Annotated in this window: 18 protein-coding genes; 1 reads left to right on the forward strand and 17 read right to left on the reverse strand. The window is 29.5% G+C overall.

What is annotated here, in order from left to right; genetic code table 11:
* Positions 1-162 precede the first annotated feature (162 nt).
* The 17 genes from BUB36_RS06325 to BUB36_RS06405 all read right to left on the reverse strand — a co-directional run bounded on the left by BUB36_RS06325 (position 163) and on the right by BUB36_RS06405 (position 21,096).
* Positions 163-2,151, reverse strand: coding sequence for a cell division protein FtsA (locus BUB36_RS06325; protein WP_073148155.1), 1,989 nt, complete (start codon positions 2,149-2,151; stop codon positions 163-165).
* A gap of 184 nt (positions 2,152-2,335) precedes the next feature.
* Positions 2,336-2,977, reverse strand: coding sequence for an endonuclease III (gene nth, locus BUB36_RS06330; protein ID WP_073148157.1), 642 nt, complete (start codon positions 2,975-2,977; stop codon positions 2,336-2,338).
* Between the two features lie 40 nt (positions 2,978-3,017).
* Positions 3,018-3,299: a DUF503 domain-containing protein gene (locus tag BUB36_RS06335; protein WP_073148159.1), complete on the reverse strand. Its 282-nt coding sequence runs from the start codon at positions 3,297-3,299 to the stop codon at positions 3,018-3,020.
* A 390-nt stretch (positions 3,300-3,689) separates the two neighbouring features.
* Positions 3,690-4,880: a glycine C-acetyltransferase gene (locus BUB36_RS06340; protein WP_073148161.1), complete on the reverse strand. Its 1,191-nt coding sequence runs from the start codon at positions 4,878-4,880 to the stop codon at positions 3,690-3,692.
* Between the two features lie 165 nt (positions 4,881-5,045).
* Complete coding sequence (locus tag BUB36_RS06345) at positions 5,046-6,014, reverse strand: L-threonine 3-dehydrogenase (protein WP_073148163.1); 969 nt, start codon at positions 6,012-6,014, stop codon at positions 5,046-5,048.
* 507 nt (positions 6,015-6,521) lie between these two features.
* A complete protein-coding gene (locus tag BUB36_RS06350) occupies positions 6,522-8,873 on the reverse strand; it encodes a Lon protease family protein (RefSeq protein WP_073148165.1) in 2,352 nt (783 codons plus the stop codon).
* A 341-nt stretch (positions 8,874-9,214) separates the two neighbouring features.
* Positions 9,215-10,330, reverse strand: coding sequence for a tRNA epoxyqueuosine(34) reductase QueG (gene queG / locus BUB36_RS06355; protein WP_073148167.1), 1,116 nt, complete (start codon positions 10,328-10,330; stop codon positions 9,215-9,217).
* A 133-nt stretch (positions 10,331-10,463) separates the two neighbouring features.
* The gene (locus BUB36_RS06360) at positions 10,464-11,201 is read right to left on the reverse strand and encodes a ZIP family metal transporter (RefSeq protein WP_084111785.1); all 738 of its coding nucleotides are present in this window, start codon (positions 11,199-11,201) and stop codon (positions 10,464-10,466) included.
* 199 nt (positions 11,202-11,400) lie between these two features.
* A complete protein-coding gene (locus tag BUB36_RS06365) occupies positions 11,401-12,366 on the reverse strand; it encodes a deoxyribonuclease IV (RefSeq protein WP_330390439.1) in 966 nt (321 codons plus the stop codon).
* A gap of 136 nt (positions 12,367-12,502) precedes the next feature.
* On the reverse strand, positions 12,503-13,075 hold the full coding sequence (locus BUB36_RS06370; RefSeq protein WP_073148172.1) for a winged helix-turn-helix domain-containing protein: 573 nt from the start codon (positions 13,073-13,075) through the stop codon (positions 12,503-12,505).
* 121 nt (positions 13,076-13,196) lie between these two features.
* Entirely contained in the window at positions 13,197-14,864 is a 1,668-nt protein-coding gene (locus tag BUB36_RS06375; protein ID WP_073148174.1) for an MASE3 domain-containing protein, read from the reverse strand.
* Between the two features lie 222 nt (positions 14,865-15,086).
* Positions 15,087-16,001, reverse strand: a complete 915-nt coding sequence (gene glsA, locus BUB36_RS06380) for a glutaminase A (RefSeq protein WP_073148176.1) — start codon at positions 15,999-16,001, stop codon at positions 15,087-15,089.
* A gap of 197 nt (positions 16,002-16,198) precedes the next feature.
* The gene (locus BUB36_RS06385) at positions 16,199-17,863 is read right to left on the reverse strand and encodes a nucleoside kinase (RefSeq protein ID WP_073148178.1); all 1,665 of its coding nucleotides are present in this window, start codon (positions 17,861-17,863) and stop codon (positions 16,199-16,201) included.
* 173 nt (positions 17,864-18,036) lie between these two features.
* Positions 18,037-18,468: a CBS domain-containing protein gene (locus tag BUB36_RS06390; protein WP_073148180.1), complete on the reverse strand. Its 432-nt coding sequence runs from the start codon at positions 18,466-18,468 to the stop codon at positions 18,037-18,039.
* A 248-nt stretch (positions 18,469-18,716) separates the two neighbouring features.
* Positions 18,717-19,238, reverse strand: coding sequence for a signal peptidase I (lepB, locus tag BUB36_RS06395; RefSeq protein ID WP_084111787.1), 522 nt, complete (start codon positions 19,236-19,238; stop codon positions 18,717-18,719).
* A 75-nt stretch (positions 19,239-19,313) separates the two neighbouring features.
* Positions 19,314-20,216, reverse strand: coding sequence for an RluA family pseudouridine synthase (locus tag BUB36_RS06400; protein WP_073148184.1), 903 nt, complete (start codon positions 20,214-20,216; stop codon positions 19,314-19,316).
* 37 nt (positions 20,217-20,253) lie between these two features.
* Positions 20,254-21,096 carry a GNAT family N-acetyltransferase gene (locus tag BUB36_RS06405; protein ID WP_073148186.1) on the reverse strand — a complete coding sequence of 281 codons (843 nt, stop codon included), beginning with the start codon at positions 21,094-21,096 and terminating at the stop codon, positions 20,254-20,256.
* A 402-nt stretch (positions 21,097-21,498) separates the two neighbouring features.
* Between BUB36_RS06405 and BUB36_RS06410 the strand changes: the two genes are divergently transcribed.
* Positions 21,499-22,050, forward strand: coding sequence for an MltG/YceG/YrrL family protein (locus BUB36_RS06410; RefSeq protein ID WP_073148188.1), 552 nt, complete (start codon positions 21,499-21,501; stop codon positions 22,048-22,050).
* Positions 22,051-22,057: the final 7 nt, after the last annotated feature.

The raw sequence follows: 22,057 nt of genomic DNA on the forward strand, positions 1-22,057 counted from the left end.
TGTTTTGATAATAACAGCGTCTTAGACACTTTTAAATTGAAGGTTTTGATGTCTAATTCTAATTTTTTTAAAGCAATTTAATAATTATCATCAACCTTAACATATAATATTAACTTTACCTACTTATTATACCAACCATAAATCTTCTATAAATAATATATTCTATTTCCAAAATATTTCTATATTATCACCGTCTTTAAGAATATCGGTATAATTAGCCCGATTGCCATTTAATCTTAATTCTAATATTCCCTTTGGATTTTTCAAATCGAAATCTATATGATTAAATATTTCAACAAAAATAGTATTTTTATCTTTATTTTCTAATTCAATATCCTTTCCGTTTACATTAACCTTAATATATTCCGATTTATTTTTCTTCTGTTCTTCACAAATTTCTTCAATGACAGTATTATTTTTTTCCTCCAAGCCCTCAGTTCTAATAACATCGCCATCTTTTAGTATGTAATTTTCATCCACTAAAATATCATTTACAAAAAACTTATTTTTATCTTTTTTAATATTATTAATTTCTAGTATTTCTTTAATACTTCTGATTCTTTCAATCCTTACATTGTCATTGTTTTTTAATATATAACTTTCATGACTATTCTGCCCATTTACTTTTACATCTCTTATTAGCTCTATTTCCTTATCATCCAATAAAACTTTTTCACCAAAATTAACAAGATCCTTTATTTTAATTACGGGTTCTTTGCCAGGTGTTGCCTCTTCAATAAAGATATGGTCATCATTCTTTAACTTTTTATCTAAGCTGGCTATTTTACCATTAACGTAAATCTTGGCTGATTCTCCATAACTACCATGAAATACTTTTTTATCTCCATTTATCATGATAGAAATTGATTTACCCTTTTTCGCTATTAGCTTCCTTGCACTAAATCCTACTAATAACAATGCGTCAGAAACGGATAATTCCTTTGAATTAAATAATCTAACAGGTTTTTCGTTTACTGTGACATTTAAAAAATCCAAATCCTTGTCTTTAAAAGTTGTATACCCTATACCTAGTGGTGTTATATATTCTGGCCCATTCAATTTTTGACACACAAATTCGAGTTTCTCTAAGGTCTCAATGCCCTTTATGACTACACGTTCCTTTGGAAGCTCAAGCCTTTCCGATAGATAATCTCTTAATTTAGGAATTTGACTACCTCCACCGATACAAAATACCGCACTGGGAGGTTTTCCATTATATTCTACTATTTTTTCAGCTATTTCTTCACTAAGTTCCTTTATTACCTTATCAATCTTTGAAATAATTTCATCTGTTGATAAATTATATTCTATACCAACAACATCATTGAATGTATGATTATTTTCATTACCCAGTTCTATTTTAAGTTTTTCAGCAGTAATAAAATCTAATAAAAAGGCTTGTGCAAGTGCTTCTGTTATTTCATCACCTGCAAATGAAACCATTGCATAGGAGGAAATGGTTCCATTTTTAGTAATAGCAATATCCGATGTTCCTGCTCCAATATCTACAAGAGCCAAATTTAGTAATCTAAACTTTTGAGGAATTGCAATATTTATTGCAGCTATCGGTTCAAGGGTTAAGTTTATAACCTCAAGTCCAATATTATGGACAACCGTATATAAACTATCTACTACAACATGGGGTAAAAAAGTAGCCAATACTTCTGCTCCAATTTTTTTACCTCTATGACCTTTAAGGTTGCCAATAATACTACCATCCAAATAATAATTCACAACAGTATAACCAACACAATAGTATCTTGATTCTCTATCATTACATTCGCTTTCTAATTGTTCTTGAGCCATTTGTATTCCATGTAGTTCTAGACTATTTATAATAGATTTGTCTATCATCACAGTAGAATCCACTTCATTTTCTACAAAAGTCTTCTGTGTTTTTAAAGCTCTACCTGCAGCTGCAATAGCCACATACTTAAGCTTTTCTCCATTTCTTTCCTCCAGCTTTTCCTTTACTTCTTTTGCAACTTCAGTTACTTTTTCTACATCATGTATTTGCCCATCATACATTGATCTATCAGGATGTTCCAATATTTCATAGTCAATTACCTTATAAACATCATCTTCCATTTTAGCAAGTATACCTACAACATTCCTTGTTCCTATATCGAGAGAAAAAATAACGTCTTCCATTATGTTCCCTCCTTCGACATTATTCTTAATCTTTTGTATAATATTCACTAAACAAGCACAGGATTAAATCTGTCCCATACACCATTATACGACAAATAATTGGTTTAGTATATATAAAATTTAACCTCGGTTTAACACATCTTCCATTAATTTCAATACATTTCTAATAAATTGACAATATTTCTTAACTAGAGACTATATTCTTATCCTTATATTTACATATTTCTAGTAAAGGACATCTATAACATTCTGGCTTACGAGCCTTGCATATCCTTCTTCCATGCCATATCAACAGGTGATGAGCCTTACTCCACATTTCTTTAGGTATAGCCTTCATAAGCTGTTTTTCAGTTTCTAAAGGGTTTTTAGACTTTACAATACCAATTCTATTAGATACCCTAAATACATGTGTATCTACAGCAATAGCTGGCTCATTAAAGGCATTTGCCAAAACAACATTAGCTGTCTTTCTTCCTACTCCATATAAACTAGTTAAATCTTCAAGATTTTTTGGCACTTTTCCTTTATATTTTTCAGCTAACAATCTGCAAGTTCTTATTATATTATTAGCCTTACTTTTATGTAAGCCTATGGTCTTAATTTTCCCTTGCAATTCTTCTACTGTTAATGTTAGAAAAGCTTCTAAGTCTGGATATTCTACAAACAAGGTTTCAGTAACCTGATTAACTTTTATATCTGTTGTTTGAGCTGATAAAATCGTTGCTATTAGCAGCTGAAACGGCGTCTTATATCTTAATTCACAATCAGCATTAGGATATGTTGTATTCAGTATATCAATAGCTCTTAGCTTTTCTTTTTTATTCAACCTATCACCTCATATAGCTATAATTTTAAAGTAGCTAATTTTATAATATATCAAATTCACAATTAATAATCTCGACTCTACCGTCATTTTCAATAAATTTTACTACATTATTAATTATTTGATTTGCGTGTTTTGTGGAAGTAGTTACACAAGCAAAACCAATTACTCCTCTTCTCCATATATCATTTAAATCTACCTCTGCTATTGATACATTAAATCTAGATTGTATTCTTTTTATTAGACTCTTGATTACATGTCTTTTTTCCTTTAATGAATTAACTTCAAATATAATCAGTTCAATCTCACAGCTTCCAATAACCATTTTAATCCTCTTTCATCAATTTTTATAGTACATGAACAAATATTAAGCTAACCCGTTGTATTAATTCCTGTCGCGGGGGTTTTAATATTTCCTTTTCGTTCATGCAATAAACCCGTTTTTTTTATGTTATTTTGAAGGAAAAAACAGGTTTATAAAAATCACTCAAATGAAATATTAAAACCCACTAAGATATCTCAAAAAAGAAAATTTTATTTTCTAGCTTGGTGGATTAAGTTAATTTCGTATAATTACAATTATATAACAAAAAAAATTCTCCTTCAACGTAACAAGAAATTTATTTATTTTAGAAATTTTATCTTAAAACAATAAAAAAATCCATGGAATTCACTAAAGTGGCCCCATGGATTTTTATAATATTATATTTTAACCTTATTTAAGTATATTCATTTCTTTCCCAACTTTTTCAAAGGCTTTTACTGCTCTATCAAGCTGTTCCTGTGTATGTCCTGCAGTTACCATACACCTTACTCTACCTGTTCCCTTAGGTACTGTTGGGAATACTATTCCAGATACAAACACTCCATTTTCAAAGAGTTTTCTAGAAAATTCCATAGTTTTAGCTTCATCACCAATTATAACTGGTGTTATTGGCGTTTGACTATTTCCAGTATTAAAACCTAGCTTACCTAATTTTTCTTTAAAATATTTAGCATTTGCCCAAAGCTTATCTGTATATTCACTGGATTCCATAAGCATCTTTACAGCTTCAATAATAGCACCTACCGCAGCTGGTGGCAAGGAAGTACTGAATAATAAAGGTCTGCCTCTATGACTTAACCATTCTTGCATAGTTTTACTTCCCGCAACATATCCCCCGATAACACCTATTGCCTTAGATAAAGTACCTATACTAAAGTCTACTCTTCCATGTAATCCAAAGTGATCTACTGTTCCACGGCCATTCTCACCTAAAACACCTGACCCATGGGCATCATCAACATATGTCATGGCTTCATACTTTTCTGCCAGATTAACAATTTCAGGTAAATTTGCTATATCTCCATCCATACTGAAAACTCCATCGGTGATAATAAGAATATTTCTATAGTTATCCCTATTATCCTTTAGTACTTTTTCTAAGCTATCCATATCATTATGTTTATAAATAGTCTTATTAGCCTTTGAAAGTCTAGCTCCGTCTATGATGCTTGCATGATTCAATTCATCGGATATAATTAAATCTCCTTTTTCTGTGATGGCTTGAATAGTTCCTGCATTACAATTAAATCCAGACTGAAAGGTCATAACCGCTTCTTCTCTTTTAAATTCAGCTAAAACTTCTTCTAATTCTTCATGAAGATCCATATTCCCAACTATAGTTCTAACCGCACCTGCTCCTACACCGTACTTTTCTACAGCATCCACTGCAGCTTTCTTTAGCCTTGGATGATTTGCAAAGCCAAGGTAATTGTTTGAAGACAAGTTTATAACTTTTTTCCCGTTCAAAATTACCTCTGCTTCATTTGCACCTTCTAGAATTGGAAGCTTTCTATAAACTCCTTGGTCCTTTAAATCTTGAATTTTTTCTTTTAAATAATTTAATTCATGCACATTTGCCATTTAAAAACCTCCTCTTTTTTAAATGAATAATAATTTAGTTTAAATCGTTGCACAAGTGTATATCACAGAAATATTTATATGATATCCAAACAATAATTATATAAACCGTAATTAACAAAAAGAAATATTAAAACTCCCTTAGGTAGAATCTATCTTGGTGAGTTGTTAAATTGTGTCTATATTAAGCTTCTTTCTTAGTTTTTCTAACATATCTATTGTCATTGTCTCAAGATTATACTTTGGTTTCCATCCCCATTCACTTTGGGCAGCACTATGATCTAGTGAATTAGGCCATGACTCAGCAATTTTTTGCTTAACAGGGTCAACTTCATATCTCATAGTAAATTCTGGTATGTGCTTTTTGATTTCTGCATAAATTTCTTCGGGTCCAAAGCTCATAGCAGTTATGTTAAATGCATTTCTATGCTTAAGCTTAGATGGGTCTGCTTCCATAAGTTGTACTATAGAATCCAATGCATCAGGCATATACATCATATCCATTTTAGTTCCTTCTTTTATATTACATATGAATTCCTTTGTCTTTAAAGCATCATAGTAAATATGCACAGCGTAATCTGTTGTTCCTCCACCTGGTAAAGCCTTATAGGAAATAAGTCCTGGGAATCTAACTCCCCTTGCGTCTACACCAAATCTCTCAAAGTAGTAATCACATAGTAATTCTCCAGCCACCTTAGAAACACCATATATAGTTGTAGGTCTTTGGATTGTATCTTGAGGGGTTAAATCCTTTGGAGTATTGGGTCCAAAGGCTGCTATTGAACTTGGAACAAATATTCCGCAGTTTTTCTCTCTCGCAACTTCTAAAGCGTTATACAATCCATTCATGTTCACGTTCCAAAGTAAATGGGGCTTTGCTTCTCCTACTGCTGAAAGAATAGACGCTAAGTGTATAATGGTATCTATATCATGTTTTTCAACTGCATCTGCCATTTGCTGTGGATTTAAAACATCAACTATTTCAAAGGGGCCAGATTTTATTATTTCTTCACTACCTTCTTTTTCCATACTCTTACTACTAGCTACTACATTATTTTCTCCATAAATTTCCCTAAGCTTTAAAACCAACTCTGAACCAATTTGTCCTAAGGCACCTGTAATCAAAATTCTCTTCATTTTAATCACCTCATCTTATATTATAATAAAATAACTATATACATAGCTTAAAACCTTTTCCTAGCTAAGTTTTAAGCATTTATTTACAATCATAATTATTATATAATAGTCAATTAGAATATTTCGAAATTTCTCTAATTCGAATATCTTTTAGATATTTATTGCAACTCCCATTTCAGTTCTATATATAGCAGCTCAATGTTATACTTGAAAGTTTTGATCGCAATGTAAATTCAAATGTGTTTTCACGGCGTACATTTCTCCAAAATTATTTTTGTTATGTGTTTGAAGTGCGTACATTAATTAATTTTAGTATACTACAAATTTATAAATAATCAAGGGTAAAATAAAAAAACTCATTACAATTTTAATGCAAAAATGACAGATCAATAATTGACCTGTCATTTTTTATTTCTTAAGAACTCAAATTTTTTTCTTTTAAAACTTACTAGAAAAACCCTAATACTTGCAACTTAGAACGCATCAAAGACGCCTTTGTTCTTGTCTTTAGTTTGAATTTTCATCTTTACTCGATATTTGGCTATAGGACTCTAATTTTTTCTCAATCATATTGGATATGGTTTCAAAATTTTTTCCCGTTAATATCTCCATTCCCTCTTCTATAGTTGATATAGCATAAATATGAAACTGCCTGTTTCTTACAGCCTCAATGATTTCATCTTCAAGAACTAAATCTTCCTTATTTTGATAAGGTATTATTACTCCCTGACTACCTGTCATTCCAAGGCATTTGCATATATTGTAAAACCCTTCTACCTTTTCTGTTATTCCTCCCACAGGCTGAATTTCTCCTTTTTGATTAACTGAACCAGTTACAGCAATATCTTGCCTTATAGGAATATCACCTATACTTGATAAGATGCCATAGAGTTCCGTGCTTGACGCACTATCGCCATCCACACCATTATAGGATTGTTCAAAGCAAATCTTTGATGTAATACTTAATGGTTTATTTTTACAAAACTTTTCGTTTATATATCCCTCTAAAATCATAACTCCTTTATCATGAATATTACCGCTAAGTTCAACTTCCCTTTCTATATTGATGATTCCTTTTGTACCTGCATAGGATGATACGGTTATAACCATTGGTCTACCAAAAATATAATCACCTGTGTTTAGTACTGAAAGCCCATTTATCTTTCCAATCTTTGTTCCTTTTACATCTATTATAATTTTACCATCCCTATATAGATCATCAATTCTATCCTCTACCTTGTTTCTTCTTTTTCTTTTTTCTTTTATAGCTCTTTTCACATGCCTGTCGGTAATATATTTATTTTTATCGTATCCTGCCCATGTATCAGCTTCTATAAGAATCTCTGTTATTTTACTAAATCTTGTAGACAATTTATTTTGACTACCAGCTATTTTATTACTATACTCTAAAACTTTAAATACAGCTTCTTTCGTTAAATGTCTTAAATTTTCTTTTTCAGAAAAGGACTTAATAAAACAAGCCATTTTATATTGATTCTCAATTCTATTTTCCATTGTGCAGTCAAAATCTACCTTGATCTTAAACAATTTATGAAAATCTTCATCATATTGGTAGAGTAAATTATAAACATGAGGATTTCCAATCAATATTACCTTGATATTTATTGGTATTGGTTCTGGCTTAAGAGTAGTTATATCCGTAATACCTAGCTGATGCCGCAAACTCTCAATTTTAATCTCCCTAGTGTATAATGCCCGCTTTAAAGCTAACCATGAATGTGGATTCCTAAGAAGCTCTAGTGCATCAATTATCAAATATCCACCATTTGCCTTATGGATATCACCTGCTTTAATCAATGTAAAATCTGTTTTCAAAGAGCTGTTTTCACTTTCATATTCTATCACTCCAACAAGATTACTAAATGTTGGATTTGTCTCAATAACGACTGGAGCCCCTTGAGTCTCACTGTTATCTACTATAATATTAACATAGTACCTGGGAGCAAAGTCTTTTATATCATTATTATTTTCAATATCTGCTTCTGCAATAAGTTGAAAATCTGAAACATTTTCTATTACATCTTCTTCTACTTCCTTTATATACTGAACAACGCTATCAAAATCCTTATATTTATCAATAAAAGCTTCAATACTTGGCTTAAGGATGAAATGAGCAGTCATTTTTTGAAAATCATAAAGCTTCTTTTTAGCTTCTTTTTCCAACAGCTTTACCTTTCGCATGATTTCTAGTGCTTTTAATTGTATATCTTCAGCTTTTTTTTCATAATCCTTTTTTTCTTCTGAATTTAGATTATCAAATTCCTCATCACTGATTTTTTTACCATCCTTGATGGGTTCAAATATTAATCCCGTCGATACATTACTTATTTCAAATCCTAATTCTTTGCTATATTGAATTAAAAAATCTAATAATTGTTTTTTTTCAACTTGATATTTTTTCAATATATCATTTTTTCTCTTTTGATAATCTTCACTGATAAAGGTCTTTGTAACTTCTGCTATTAAATCTCTTACAAAATACTCCATATCTTCCCTAAACATCTTTCCCATTCCAGCTGGAAGCTTGATCCTCTTTGGTCTATCTGATTCTTTAAAATTATTTACATAACACCAATCATATTTTTTTTCTTCTTTTTTAGCCTTTTCTTTTACTTTAGAAATGCAATAAGTCGTTTTCCCTGTTCCTTTTATTCCAGATATATATATATTATATTTTGAATTTTTTACATCCAAACCAAATTCTAATGCCTTCACTGCCCTTTCTTGTCCAACAATACCATCAAAAGCCTTTAAACTATCAGTAGTTGTAAATTTAAAATGACTAGAATGGTATATTTTTTTTAATTCATAATAACTTAATCTATTTCTTTCTCCCACAAGATCCCTCCTTTTTGGAAGCTATATTCTATAATATTCAGCTAATTAAACTTTGCTTCATAAAATTTTAATGATTTTATAAAAATGTTTGAGCTTCTCAAAAACAAATGCGGCCATAGGGCACATTTTAGTTGCAAGTTCCATGTTCCAAGTTGCAAGTACTAGGGTCTTTTTAATAAGTTTTAAAAGAAGACAATTTGTACTAATATTTTACTGACAATAGTTTTAATTTTTCTTCTAGTCCTTTATTTTACTCTGTTTTAGCTATGCAATTTCTTACAAAAAAAGTTTGAGTTTCTAGACAACAAAAAACTGCTGGCTTTATTCATAAACCAACAGTTCTATAAATAGTATTTATATAATTTTAATATTTCATCAATAACTTCACGTTCTTTTTCTTTTTTTAAGTGTTCATTTAAAATTTTCTTCCCCTTGTCTTTATTTAATCTAATAATTGCCCAAGCACAGTATTTTTTTATCATTATGGAAGGATTATTTAGATATTCTACTAAATGGTCTATTACCTCTTGGCTACCACAATTCCCCAATGCAATTAAAGCATTTCTTTTCATAATCCTATTTCCTCTCCAAGCTAAGGCAGTATCTCCAAATTCTTTCTTGAACTGTTCATTTGACAATTTAAGTAAATCCAATAAATCAGGTTTAGAGCTATTTTTTTTAGGTATAAAATCTTTATTGCCCGCTAACCTTTTACGATTGTGGGGACAAACTAATTGGCAAATATCACAACCATACAAACTGTTACCCATTTTTTCCCTAAGTTCATACTTAATATCTTCCTTAGTTTGAGTAAGATAAGATATACATAGCTTTGAATTATAAATGTTATTTTTCATCAATGCACCAGTTGGACATGAATTGATACATTTATTACAATTTATACATCTTGTTTTCAAAGAATCGTCTGGCTTTATTTTTAAATTACAAAGTATATAACCTATAAAAATCCATGACCCGTAGTCATAGGAAATAATACAATTATTTCTTCCATACCATCCTATACCAGCTCTATAAGCTAAATATCTATCTACCAAAGGTCCTGTATCAGTAAAATACTTATATTTAAAGTCGGGATCTTCAGCAGCTATATATTCTGTAAGACTTTTCATTTTTTCCTTTAATACTATGTGATAATCCTTTCCCCAGGAGCTTCTAGATATATTTCCAACATTTCCACAGGATTTCGATTGTTCTATATCAGCTTCATCTATAAAATATGGAATTCCAATAACAATTATAGTTTCTACATTCTCTAAAGTAAGATATGGATTAATCCTTTTTTCAATACTTTTTTCCTCAAATCCCGATAGATAATTTTTCTCTTCTCTTTTTTTTAGCATATCCCTTAATTCTTTAAAAACCTCTGCCTTTACAAAACCAATTAAATCTATACCTATTTCTTTAGAATATTTAATTATTTTCCCTTTTGTAATCATTTTAATCCTCACTTAAATGAAATATTAAAACTTCCTTAGGTAGAAACTAGCACAATGAGTTAAATTAAGTTTTACTATGGGAAATCTATATATTAAAAACAAGACATTTTATTTGCTAGCTCAAATATTTAATTTATTTTACCATATAATCTATAAATAACATAATAATAAACCCAAATATAACTCCAAAACTCGCCTTCATTTGATTACCATTGCAATGACTTTCAGGAATAAGTTCATGGGATACCACATAATACATTGCTCCAGCTGCAAGGCTGAAAATAAACGGCTTATAAATAATAATCATCCTACCCATCATTACTCCTAAAGCAGCCCCTAATGGTTGCCCCATTCCAGCTAAAAACCCAAAGGCAATGGCCTTTAGTCTAGAATATCCTTTATCTATGAGTGGAGCAGAAACAACTAAACCCTCGGGCAGATTTTGTACAGCAATAGAAATTGTCATAACTAATCCAACAGACGAATCTCCTAATGAATACCCTACTCCAATTGCAAGTCCTTCAGGAATACTATGGATAATTATAGCCATAAGAAGAAGAATAGTCTTTTTCATGGTTTCATCTTGAAAATCAATAACCTTTAGTTTATCTAAATGAATATGGGGAACTGTAATCTCAACTATAGCCATGATAATGGCTCCTATAAGTAATCCCAATATAACCTGAAGAATATTTTTTCTCATTAAAACTGGTCTAATAAGGCTAAAAGAACTAGCAAAAATCATAATTCCAGCAGCAAAGCCTAAAAGTAAATCCTCCATAGCCTTCGATATTTTGCTAACAAATAATAAAGGTAAAGCACCTATTCCTGTGGCTAGACCTGCAATTAAAGCAGCAATCAACGCCTTCAAATATCCCACTCCTCAAAGAAAAATCTTTTTTATATAGATTTCCCATAGTAAAACTTAATTTGTACATATCAAAATATCCAGAGCTTTTGGGGATTTTTGATATGTATAAATTAACTGTTTTACTGGAATATCTATATTATTAGGAATAAGAGATATATTTATTAATATTTAAACAATAAAAAAACCGATAACATTTCATCTACCGGTTTGTAACATTATTGTAACCATATTTTAACAGTTTTATTTCTCTTTCATATCCATCTATATCATTTGGAGTTTCCAAAAATAGTGGAATTTCTCTTAGTTTGGGATGATTTATAAAATCCAGTATACCATTCAAACCTAATTTACCTTCACCTATACATGCATGTCTGTCTTTCTTACTTCCTAGTTCATGTTTACTATCATTCAAATGTATTGCTTTTAGCTTATCTAGCCCTATTATCTCATCAAATTCCTCAAGGACATTGTCTAGATTGTTTACAATATCATAGCCCGCTGAATAAACATGACAAGTATCAAAGCATATCCCTATTTTATTACTATAATTAACTCTATCTATTATCTCCTTTAATTGTTCAAATCTATAACCAACTTCTGTACCCTTACCAGACATCGTTTCCAATAAAATCATTGTATTTTCATTTCCTTGTAGAACTTCATTTATTCCTTGTGAGATTCTTTGTATACCGTATTCCATTCCTTTTCCTAAATGGTTTCCAGGATGCATAACTATATAGCAACAGCTTTTTAAATTAGACAGCCTCTTTAAATCATTCTTAAGAAGCTCTTTCCCAAATTCCCATGTCTTATCTTTGTTTGAAGCAAAATTATAGGTATAGGGTGCATGGGCCAAAATAAAATTAAATCTATTTTCTATGCATAAATCATCAGCTGTCTTTATATCTTCTAAGTCTAATTTTTTAGCCTTCCCTCCCCTGGGATTCCTTGTAAAAAATTGAAAGGTATTTGCGCCAATGCTAATGGCTTGTCTGACAGTTGCTTCAAATCCTCGAACTATAGATAAATGGGGACCAATATACATCATTTCATCTCCTTTTATTTTTTCACAATTATAAATTACCCAATTATCTCTGCAATCAAACATGTAATTTCGGATTTTATCAAATAATATATATGGGTTAATATTTAATTTCTTTAACAATAAAAAATGCTGATGATTCTATATCATTAGCATTTTTATCTAAATAGTTAATTATTCTAATATAAAATTCCCTTTTATTTAGATCAATATTTCTAAAATAGTAGCAAGTTAAAAATTAAAACTTGCAGCTTGAATATTATTTTTTATCTTTGACTCTAGGTATCATAAGTGACGATATAGTATATCTTTTTGTATTTGGTCTATTCTTATCCTTTTTTCCTTCTAAAAACTCTATAAGCACTGACTCTAACTTGCTTTGTAATTGGTTTATTTCTTCAAGGGTTAAGTAATAGTCATTATAGTATAAAAATTTTTTAGGATATTCCTTTTCATTGGTATGTTCAACAGCTCTATAAAAATCCTTAGAAATATTTTCAAATAAAGATATAGAGGCCTGTGCCAGTGACTCTAACACACTTTTTTCACTTGTATTTAATATATTTCTATCTATCACAAAATTTCTTGCAGAAGGCATATAATACTTCTCTACTATACCTAGCTTAACTTTTTCTTCAACTAGTTCTAGTATACCTACCTTTACTAAAGTTTTTATATGGTAATTTACCTTTGCATGGGGCTCTTGCATTTTATCAGCAATCTGCTTAGCAGTGGCAGAAGATTCCTCAAAGGATTCAATAATTTCCAGCCTATATGGATGAGCAATCGCCTTTATCTGTTCCAATTCTCTTAATACTAAAATATCCTTCATATTCAAACTCCTTTTTCAATGACTAACTTATTCGTAAACCTTCAAACAAATAGTCAATGACTATAAAATTATATATACATTATATTATTCTCATAATTATTAGTCAATATTTGTAATTAAGTTATAATACCTCCATTATAAAATATGTTATATCATCATCAAAATCTTTTTTAGAATTTTCTAACCTTTTTAATAAATCATAATTCAACTCTCTTATATTATTTTTATGATTTTTTAGCAAAATATTTATTAAGTCCTTATAATCTATGGCAGAATTTTTCTGCATATCTGTTAAACCATCTGTATAAAATATCACCTTATCCCCTTGGTGAAGTTTAATCTTTGCACTTTTAAATTCAGGTGTAAAAAAATCACTAAACTGGCAAATGGGAAACCCTTGGCTTCTATCTAACAGCTCATATTCACCTGTTTTTTTTATGAGGATAGGATAGCAATTCATACCAGCTGAACAATATGTAAGAATTTTTTCTGTTCTATTATATGTTGCAAAAAATGTTACAATATGCATTTCTTCTGGAAAATTAAGTTTATTAAATTCTTCATAGAAATTTTGAAGATTTTTATGAGGTTTTAGTCCCCTATATCTTTTTATTAACCTTTCATTGGATTTTATATTATTTATACTGAACATCGTTAATAACGCTGCAGGAACACCATGTCCTGTAACATCAAGTATATACATTCCAATATTATCTTTATCTATCTCATAAATATCATAAAAATCTCCACTTAACTTTTCACAGGGTATGTATTGGGAAATAAAATTAACATTTCCAAAATCAATATTACTAGGTGGCAACAACGACTGCTGAATAACCTTGGCATAATCTAATTCTTTATTTAGTCTATAATTGGCCTCTTTAAACTCTTTTGTTCTTATGTCAACTAATTTTTCTAAATTATCTGCATATAAGCTGATTTTTTCTCTTGCTTCTTTAAGCTTTTTATATGGCAATTCAATATTATATTTATAAATTGAGTGGTATATTAAATAAAATCCTACAGCCTTATATAAATGTCCGAGAAAATTAAATGTATCATATGGGCTTTTATAAAGAGTAAAGAGAGCTTCACTAAAGGTCATTAATACAAGACCTGAAGATAATTTTATAAGATATCTATTAAAGGTCATTCTATAGTTTTTAATAAAATTAATTATTGATATTATCTGTAAAAACATTATTAGATACTCAAGATTTATTTTTAAGCTTGTCAATCCCTTTCCTTCAATAATTAACGATGGTAATACATCTAATCTATAATTAACCATATAAAAAAATATAAATGCTAAAAATATATTTAAAAATATAGTCAACCTTTCATCTATTTTTGCCTTTTTAAAAAATGGCATAATAGAAGTTATAAAAATTCCTACAGCCATTATTAGCCTTGCTATAATCCGATATGTAGTTGCCATTTTAGCAGAGCTTGGAGCAAAAGTAACGGGCATACCTTCATAGGATAGTGTATGCAAAAAGTCTATACATCCTACTAAAAGAAAAGTCGATGAAAGAACTAACAGTCTCAATCTATTTGTATGTTTATATGAATAATAGCAATTGTTAAAAATAATAAATGCAAACACTATACTAATAAACTCTAATATAGTATGCCAAGTTAAAAAGTTTACCACACTAAAAACAGTATATAACTCATATTCATAGGTAATAACAATAAAAAAAATCAGAAAAGTTATTATTATAGTTAAGATAATATACATATAATCATTCTTAATCTCATGTAGCTTGTTTGGCTTTTCTAAAATCATAACAGCACTCCAATTATAGTAATGTTTTAAAAGTAGCTATGTTTATATATTCTATAATACCATATAATAATCCTGCTTTTTGTTTTATTAAGAATAAATGCAAAAAATAAACTAGCAAAATGCTAGTTTGATTTTTCAGTTTTGCCATGGGTCTCGTACTTAATCACAAGTTTGCAAAGTAAATCTAACAATTGATAAACCATAGGACTATGACTGTAATAACTAAAAAATACTTAACTTCAGTTCCTTTGCCAAATCCTCTAAAAGCTTAACACCAGCTATACTATTTCCTTTATGGTCTAAAGCAGGTCCTATAACTCCTATACCCATTTTATTGGGAACCGAACACATAATTCCCCCACTCACTCCACTTTTTGCAGGAATCCCAACATTAATAGCAAACTCCCCTGAGGCATCATACATGCCACAAGTAACCATAAAAGTTTTAACAATTTGAGTTAGATGCTTAGGTACTATTGCATCCCCACTTTCCCTGTCTATTCCTTGATTAGCAAGAAACATACCCATATTAGCAATATCTTCACATGTAACCTCTATTGAACACTGTCTAAAGTATAAATCAAGGACATCTTCAACATCTCCGTGAATTATACCTAAGTCCCTTAGGAAATAAGCTATTGATCGATTCCTGTCTCCAGTTTTCTTCTCACTTAAATAAACTTCGAAGTTAATGTCCATGTGTGGATTCTTTGATATTTTTCTAAACAAATTTAGAATCCTTTGAAACCTTTCTTCCTTTGTTTTACCCTTAATCAGCGATGTTACAGCTATAGCCCCTGCATTAATCATTGGATTTAAAGGCTTGGAAGGATTCAAAGTCTCAAGCTTTATTATTGAATTAAAGGCATCTCCAGTAGGCTCTTTTCCTACTTTATTGAATACTTCTTCACCATTATCCATTAGTGCCAAAAGTAAAACTATAGGCTTTGATATGCTTTGAACAGTAAATTTCGTCTTATAATCACCAGCCCTATAAATCTTTCCTCCTGTATCTACAACTGCAATTCCCAGTTTTCGGGAATCCATCTTGCCTAGCTCTGGTATATAATCTGCTACTTTTCCATGATTAGCCCAAAATTTATTTTTATCAATTAATTTATTTAATAAAAGCTGCATTTTCTCATCTCCTATTTAAACTAAATAATTTATAGAAAATTTAACCCAAATTATTCATGTGAAATTTAACTCTTTAGTTTAATCCACAAAGTTATTCTCCATAGTAGGGGATTAAATATACTTGCAGCTTTTACTTTAGGTTATTTTTACTTATCAGTCAAATTAAAATTTCTTAATTATTTGCAAATAAATTTACCTTACTCCACAAAACAACTTCCTCCAATAAATTCTTTTATTATTGACGTTTGTAAAATATATTTATCATCATCGATTGATTTAAAGTAGCTTAAAAATTTCAACAATCTTTTGGCTTCAACATATTCAGGTTCTTTATCATCAATTTCCTTTAACAATGGTGTAGCATACTTCTTTAATACTGCCAATTCATATACCAGTGCAGAATTAAACATAATATCCGCTTCTTCCTGGAAGGGGAAGATATTCCTTTCTTCTCCTCTTCTAACGGATTTCCAAAGTCTAAGGGTAGTCAGTGCAGAATGACCTCTATATTTACTATCCCTTACAATTCTTCTTATAAGCCTTGTATCAGTTGTTGGTATTCTATTGTGGTTATCAATATTTAATTGAGTCAATGCACTTATATATATTTTAAATTTCTTATCATGGGGTATATCTTTAGTTAATTTTTCATTTAATCCATGGATACCTTCTATAATTATAGGTTGTTCCTTATGTATTTTTATCTTATTGCCATTGCATTTTCTTTTTCCTGTTAAAAAATCAAAAGAAGGAATATTAACTTCCCTTCCCTGTATCAATTTAGTTAAATGTTGATTAAATAGTTCTACATCTACTGCTTCCAATGCCTCAAAATCATAATTACCTTCATCATCCCTTGGAGTTAATTCTCTATCAACAAAGTAATCATCTGTTGATAGTGTAATTGGATTGAGTCCATTTACCTTAAGCTGTATTAATAATCTTTGGGCAAAGGTAGTCTTACCTGATGAAGATGGTCCTGCAATCAATACTACTCTTTTTTTCTTATTTGTAATCTCATCGGCAATTTGAGCAATTTTCTTTTCATGTAAAGCTTCGGCGACCCTTATAAGCTCAGGAATTTTATTTTTCTCTATAATTTCATTGAGGTTGGCTACATACCCAACATTTAAAATATTGCCCCATTTTTCTGCTTCACGAAAAATATAAGCAAGCTTAGGTTGTTCTACAAATTCAGGTATATCATTAGGTTGTTCCTTCGTTGGAAATTGAATAATCACACCAGGCATATAATATCTTAATCTAAACTTTTTTAGGTATCCAGTACTAGGTACCATATAGCCATAAAAATAATTTCTAAGCCATCCACAGCTGTAAATATTTATACAATCCTTCTCTCTGTACTTAAGCAATTTTTCCTTTGCATCCATACCAAATTCTTTAAAAATATTCTTAGCTTCTTCTTTGGATATACAATTTTTTACTAAAGGAATATCTTCATCAATAATTTCTGTCATTCTTTTTTCAATGGCTTTTACATGTTCTTCATTTATAGGCTCTTTATAATCTATTTCACAGTATAACCCTTTACTTAAGGAATGTTCTACACTCACTTTACATCCTGTTAGTAGTTCCATTGCAGCTCTAATAAATACAAAGGATAAACTTCTTTGGTATATTCTATGTCCTATAGAAGTTGATAAATCAATAAATTCTATTTGCGAATTATCCTTCAAAGTAAAATTTAATTCCTTTAGGTTGTTATTAACCTTAGCAGCTACTATTAACGCATCATATTCTTCCTTAACTTTATCCTTTATTTCTTCTAAAGTAGTTCCTTTTCTAACTTCTATAGTTGTTCCACCCTTCAAAGAAATTTTTATCATATCTTTATTACTCATATTTTTCAGCCCCCTATACTTATTAGTATCAATCTCAACCTTAATAACTATATAATAAGTATATACCACTTTTTTAAGAATAAAAACTAAAAGTCCCTGTTTTACAGGAACTTTTTAATCATTTCATTACATTATTATCAATGTTTCACTTTGTAAAACTAAACAAAGTATTATCACTTCATAGGTGAACTAGGTTGTGATATATTGCTGAGTGCATCTCCAGCTTCATTTACATGTATATTTTGAGTTGCTAAATCTCCAATAGCCACTATTCCTACTAATCTACCCTTTTCAACAACAGGCAATCTCCTTATTTGATACTTTGCCATTACATTTGCTGCTTCATGCACATCTGTATCTGGAGAAACTGATACGATATGGGTAGACATTACATCCTGAGCCTTAGTATTACTAACATTACCTCCCTCAGCCACAGATCTTAAAACTATATCTCTATCCGTAACTATTCCAACTACATTATCATTATTATCACATACGGGAATTGACCCAACATTTAAGCTTTTCATGCTCTGAGCTACCTCTGTTAATGAAGAATTCAAATCAGCAGTTGTAACATTACTTGTCATCAAGTCTTTAACCTTCATTTTTCTCCTCCTCATTATAAACAAATTAATATGCTAATTAAATTATCAATTATAGGATATGCATTTATTAAGTTAATTAAACAAAAAACCAGAGAAAAATCTCTGGTATAAAAAACATCTTTTTTTATTTTTTTATATATAGATTTCCAATAGTAAAACTTAATTTATGCATATCAAAATATCCAGAGCTTTTGGGGATTTTTGATATGTATAAATTAATTGTTTTACTAGAATATCTATAAATATCTTTAATCAACTTTTCCAATCTTATTGAATGGAAACAATCTAACTAAAACTTTACCTCTTATGGTATGAATATCTACTGTTCCAACCCTCGGATCCCTGCTATCCAAGCTGTTGCCTCTATTATCTCCCATGACAAATACTTGGTCTTCTGGAACTTGCAGCTCAATATCTCCTGTTGTAAAGTCTCCATTAATATAATCTTCTTTAATTTCTTCTCCATTTATATATAATTTACCATCCTTTACTGCTATTCGATCGCCTTCAATAGCTATAACACGCTTTATTAAGTCTTTTTCTTTTCCATCTAAGGTTTTTAGTGATGACTTAAAAACTATTATATCCCCTCTTTCAGGTTCATGAATAATATAAGGAATCTTATTTATAATCAAATAATTATTTGGTTCTAATGTAGGATACATTGATTGTCCTTTAACCAATGTAGGTCTTATAAACGTCGTAATAACAAGAGCTATAACAATTGAAATTATAATAGTTTTAATCCATTCAAATATTTCTTTAACCACAGTTCCATCTTCCTTTCCGTCCAGTCAAGATCATGCAATTCCCTCAAGCATACATTTTATTTAAAATTATGGCATTTACTCAGAAATTTTTTTAATAATCCTTTCAATATCTTTGCTTTCTTTAACAAATACTCTATTACCTATAATTAATTTATATGCATGGAGTACTTGTGTAGTAATATTTCCAATCTTTTTTCCTCCATATTTTGTATCACCAATAATAGGATGATTTATTAGATTTAAAGATGCCCTAATCTGATGGGGTCTTCCAGTAAGTATTTCAACCTCAAGCAAAGTAAAATTATTATAATATTCTAAGGGTTTATATTTTGTAAAAATAAATTGACCATTATTATTATAATTGTTTTTTGTTATTTCCACAATATTTTTTTTGGAGTTTTTTGTAAGATATCCCTTTATTTCTCCTTCATCGCTAACTTTTCCATGGACTATACAAAGATAATATTTCTTTATCTCCCTATTTCTCATCATCTCATTATATTTTTTTAAGGCTTCATAGGTCTTACAAAAAATAACCAACCCACTAGTATTCTGATCCAATCTATTTACAGATGCTGGTTTAAATGTATGGGTTTGAAGGTGTCTAAGATATGATTGTACCCTTGTTGACAGCGTTTTTTTATATTCTTTTTTATCAGGATGGGTCAATAACCCCTTAGGTTTGTTAACAATAAGTATCTCATCATCTTCATAAACAATATCAATATTTACATTTTTAACTAATTCAACTTTTTCTTCTTTTATCAAATTATCTAATGCTTCGTCTGACAAGAAAATCTGTACTTTATCTTTTTCTTGCAAAAAATAGTTTTCTTTTTCTCTCTTACCATTTATTTTGATAACTTTCTTCCTTAACAATTTATAAATATTTGATCTTGTAGAATTATTTAAATATTTCAAGAGAAATCTATCCAGTCTCTGATTAGCTTCGTTTTCACCTATAATTATTTCTCTCAAATAGTTCACCACTTTCTTTCTTCAATGTATTTATATATTAATTACTCTGTACTTCCGACACTATATAATCATCATAGTTTTCAAATCCAATCTTTCTATAGGTCTGGATTGCAGCATCGTTTTTTTTAGATACTATTAATGCAGGAATCTTTTTTTTATCAATAATGTTTTGGCATAATTTTGAAACAATTGCTTTTGCATATCCATTACCTCTATGCTTTGGCAACGTATATACACCTTCAATTTGGTTGATTCTTGAAGTTGTTGTTTTAATTACAGCTTGAGCCACTATCTCTCCTTTGTCTAGAAGATATAAATATTCTTCATCACCTATTCTTTCATATACAGAATTTTTTAATTCATTTATTGTTTTAGGATTTCTTTCAAATGCCTTTTCAACTTCAATAAGAAAATCAATGGATTTTGAAAAATCATAATTTTTAGCATTAATAATTTTTTTATCTGTACTAAAGCTTTTAAAATTATTTTTATTTAATATCATATAAGAACATTCATCATATTTGTAAAATTTGAAGGTTTTCTCAAGTCTTGTCCATAAAGGTTTTATAATTCTCTCTATTCCGAAAATATATTTAGGTTTATATTTTTTAACTGCTTTAAGCAAAACAACTTTATTTAAAACCTTATCGTCGTCATAATAACAAGTAAAACTTCCCATATTGTTAAATGAGAATATTCCCATTAGTTTTCCATCCCTAAAATATCCATAATAATCTCCATTTTTTTTATAAAGCATGTTATTTTCTAATCCATATTTTTCAATACTATCTATTATAAATGTACTCTCAAAATGCCTTTTTTCTAAGTAACACATTACTAAATCCATATCTTTATTTCTTAGCAGCTTAAAATCCTCCATGTCATATCCTCCTAATATTACATAACCTATACAGTTTAAAGGCCTTTGATAGAAATATTAAATCTCTGCGATAAAAATTAGCTTAGTGGTGTAAGTTAATTCTTTTAGATGTCAAATGTTATATCCAATTCTTAAACTTTCTAACGGCAACTCAGCTTAAATATTCCATTATTTAATATTCTATTAATTTTTGATTATACCTCCTACAAATCTTACAATAATATTAAATAATTTGATTTATTGAAAATTTACTTGTTTTTATGGTATTCTTAATTAGTATAAAGGTTTTTGAGTCCCTAGGCAATAAACAAAATGCCTTATAAATCTTTAATGTATATGATATAAATTTAAACCTAAACTATGTTATCTATTATAAACCATAAAACCTAAGGAGGATTTTCAATGTTTGAAAAAATCAAGGATTTCTTTTATGACTTTAGCGATACTTTGCTAAGTTTATTTATTATATTAGTTATGGGTTTTGTTATAACTTGGAAGCTTTCTGGAGCAATGAGCATCCCTATATTTAACACTATAAATAATCCATCGATAAAAATTCTTGAAGAAAATCCAAAAAATATTGAAATAAATATCTCTGATGGCAAAACTAATGATAAAAGCCATGGTAATAATACCGAAACTAATAGTAATGTTTCACAAGAAAATAGCAATCAAGATACTACTAACTCTTCCACTAATTCTAATACTGAAAATAAAGCAGTTCATATAAAAGCAGAAAACATAGATATCCAAATTCCAAAAGGTACTTCCGGTATTGGTATTGCTAATATTTTAAAGGAAAAAGGCTTAATTGACGACACAAGTAAATTCCTCAATAGAGTAGAAGAATTAGAGCTTGCTCCAAAGCTTCGATACGGTGAATTCAGCATAAAATCCAATAGTTCTATTGATGAAATGATAACTATTATTACTGGAGTTAATATAAATAATTAACTTGTAG

Source organism: Paramaledivibacter caminithermalis DSM 15212 (assembly GCF_900142245.1).
GTDB lineage: Bacteria > Bacillota > Clostridia > Peptostreptococcales > Caminicellaceae > Paramaledivibacter > Paramaledivibacter caminithermalis.

What these genes read in the sequence shown, in the direction of transcription:
- BUB36_RS06390 (WP_073148180.1), bottom strand. Translation starts at nt 18,468, where the DNA reads ATGAAGGTTAAAGACTTGATGACAAGTAATGTTACAACTGCTGATTTG.
- queG (WP_073148167.1), bottom strand. Translation starts at nt 10,330, where the DNA reads ATGATTACAAAAGGGAAAATAATTAAATATTCTAAAGAAATAGGTATA.
- BUB36_RS06325 (WP_073148155.1), bottom strand. Translation starts at nt 2,151, where the DNA reads ATGGAAGACGTTATTTTTTCTCTCGATATAGGAACAAGGAATGTTGTA.
- glsA (WP_073148176.1), bottom strand. Translation starts at nt 16,001, where the DNA reads ATGCAGCTTTTATTAAATAAATTAATTGATAAAAATAAATTTTGGGCT.
- BUB36_RS06385 (WP_073148178.1), bottom strand. Translation starts at nt 17,863, where the DNA reads ATGAGTAATAAAGATATGATAAAAATTTCTTTGAAGGGTGGAACAACT.
- BUB36_RS06410 (WP_073148188.1), top strand. Translation starts at nt 21,499, where the DNA reads ATGTTTGAAAAAATCAAGGATTTCTTTTATGACTTTAGCGATACTTTG.
- BUB36_RS06405 (WP_073148186.1), bottom strand. Translation starts at nt 21,096, where the DNA reads ATGGAGGATTTTAAGCTGCTAAGAAATAAAGATATGGATTTAGTAATG.
- BUB36_RS06345 (WP_073148163.1), bottom strand. Translation starts at nt 6,014, where the DNA reads ATGAAGAGAATTTTGATTACAGGTGCCTTAGGACAAATTGGTTCAGAG.
- BUB36_RS06370 (WP_073148172.1), bottom strand. Translation starts at nt 13,075, where the DNA reads ATGAAGGATATTTTAGTATTAAGAGAATTGGAACAGATAAAGGCGATT.
- BUB36_RS06335 (WP_073148159.1), bottom strand. Translation starts at nt 3,299, where the DNA reads ATGGTTATTGGAAGCTGTGAGATTGAACTGATTATATTTGAAGTTAAT.
- BUB36_RS06375 (WP_073148174.1), bottom strand. Translation starts at nt 14,864, where the DNA reads ATGATTTTAGAAAAGCCAAACAAGCTACATGAGATTAAGAATGATTAT.
- BUB36_RS06340 (WP_073148161.1), bottom strand. Translation starts at nt 4,880, where the DNA reads ATGGCAAATGTGCATGAATTAAATTATTTAAAAGAAAAAATTCAAGAT.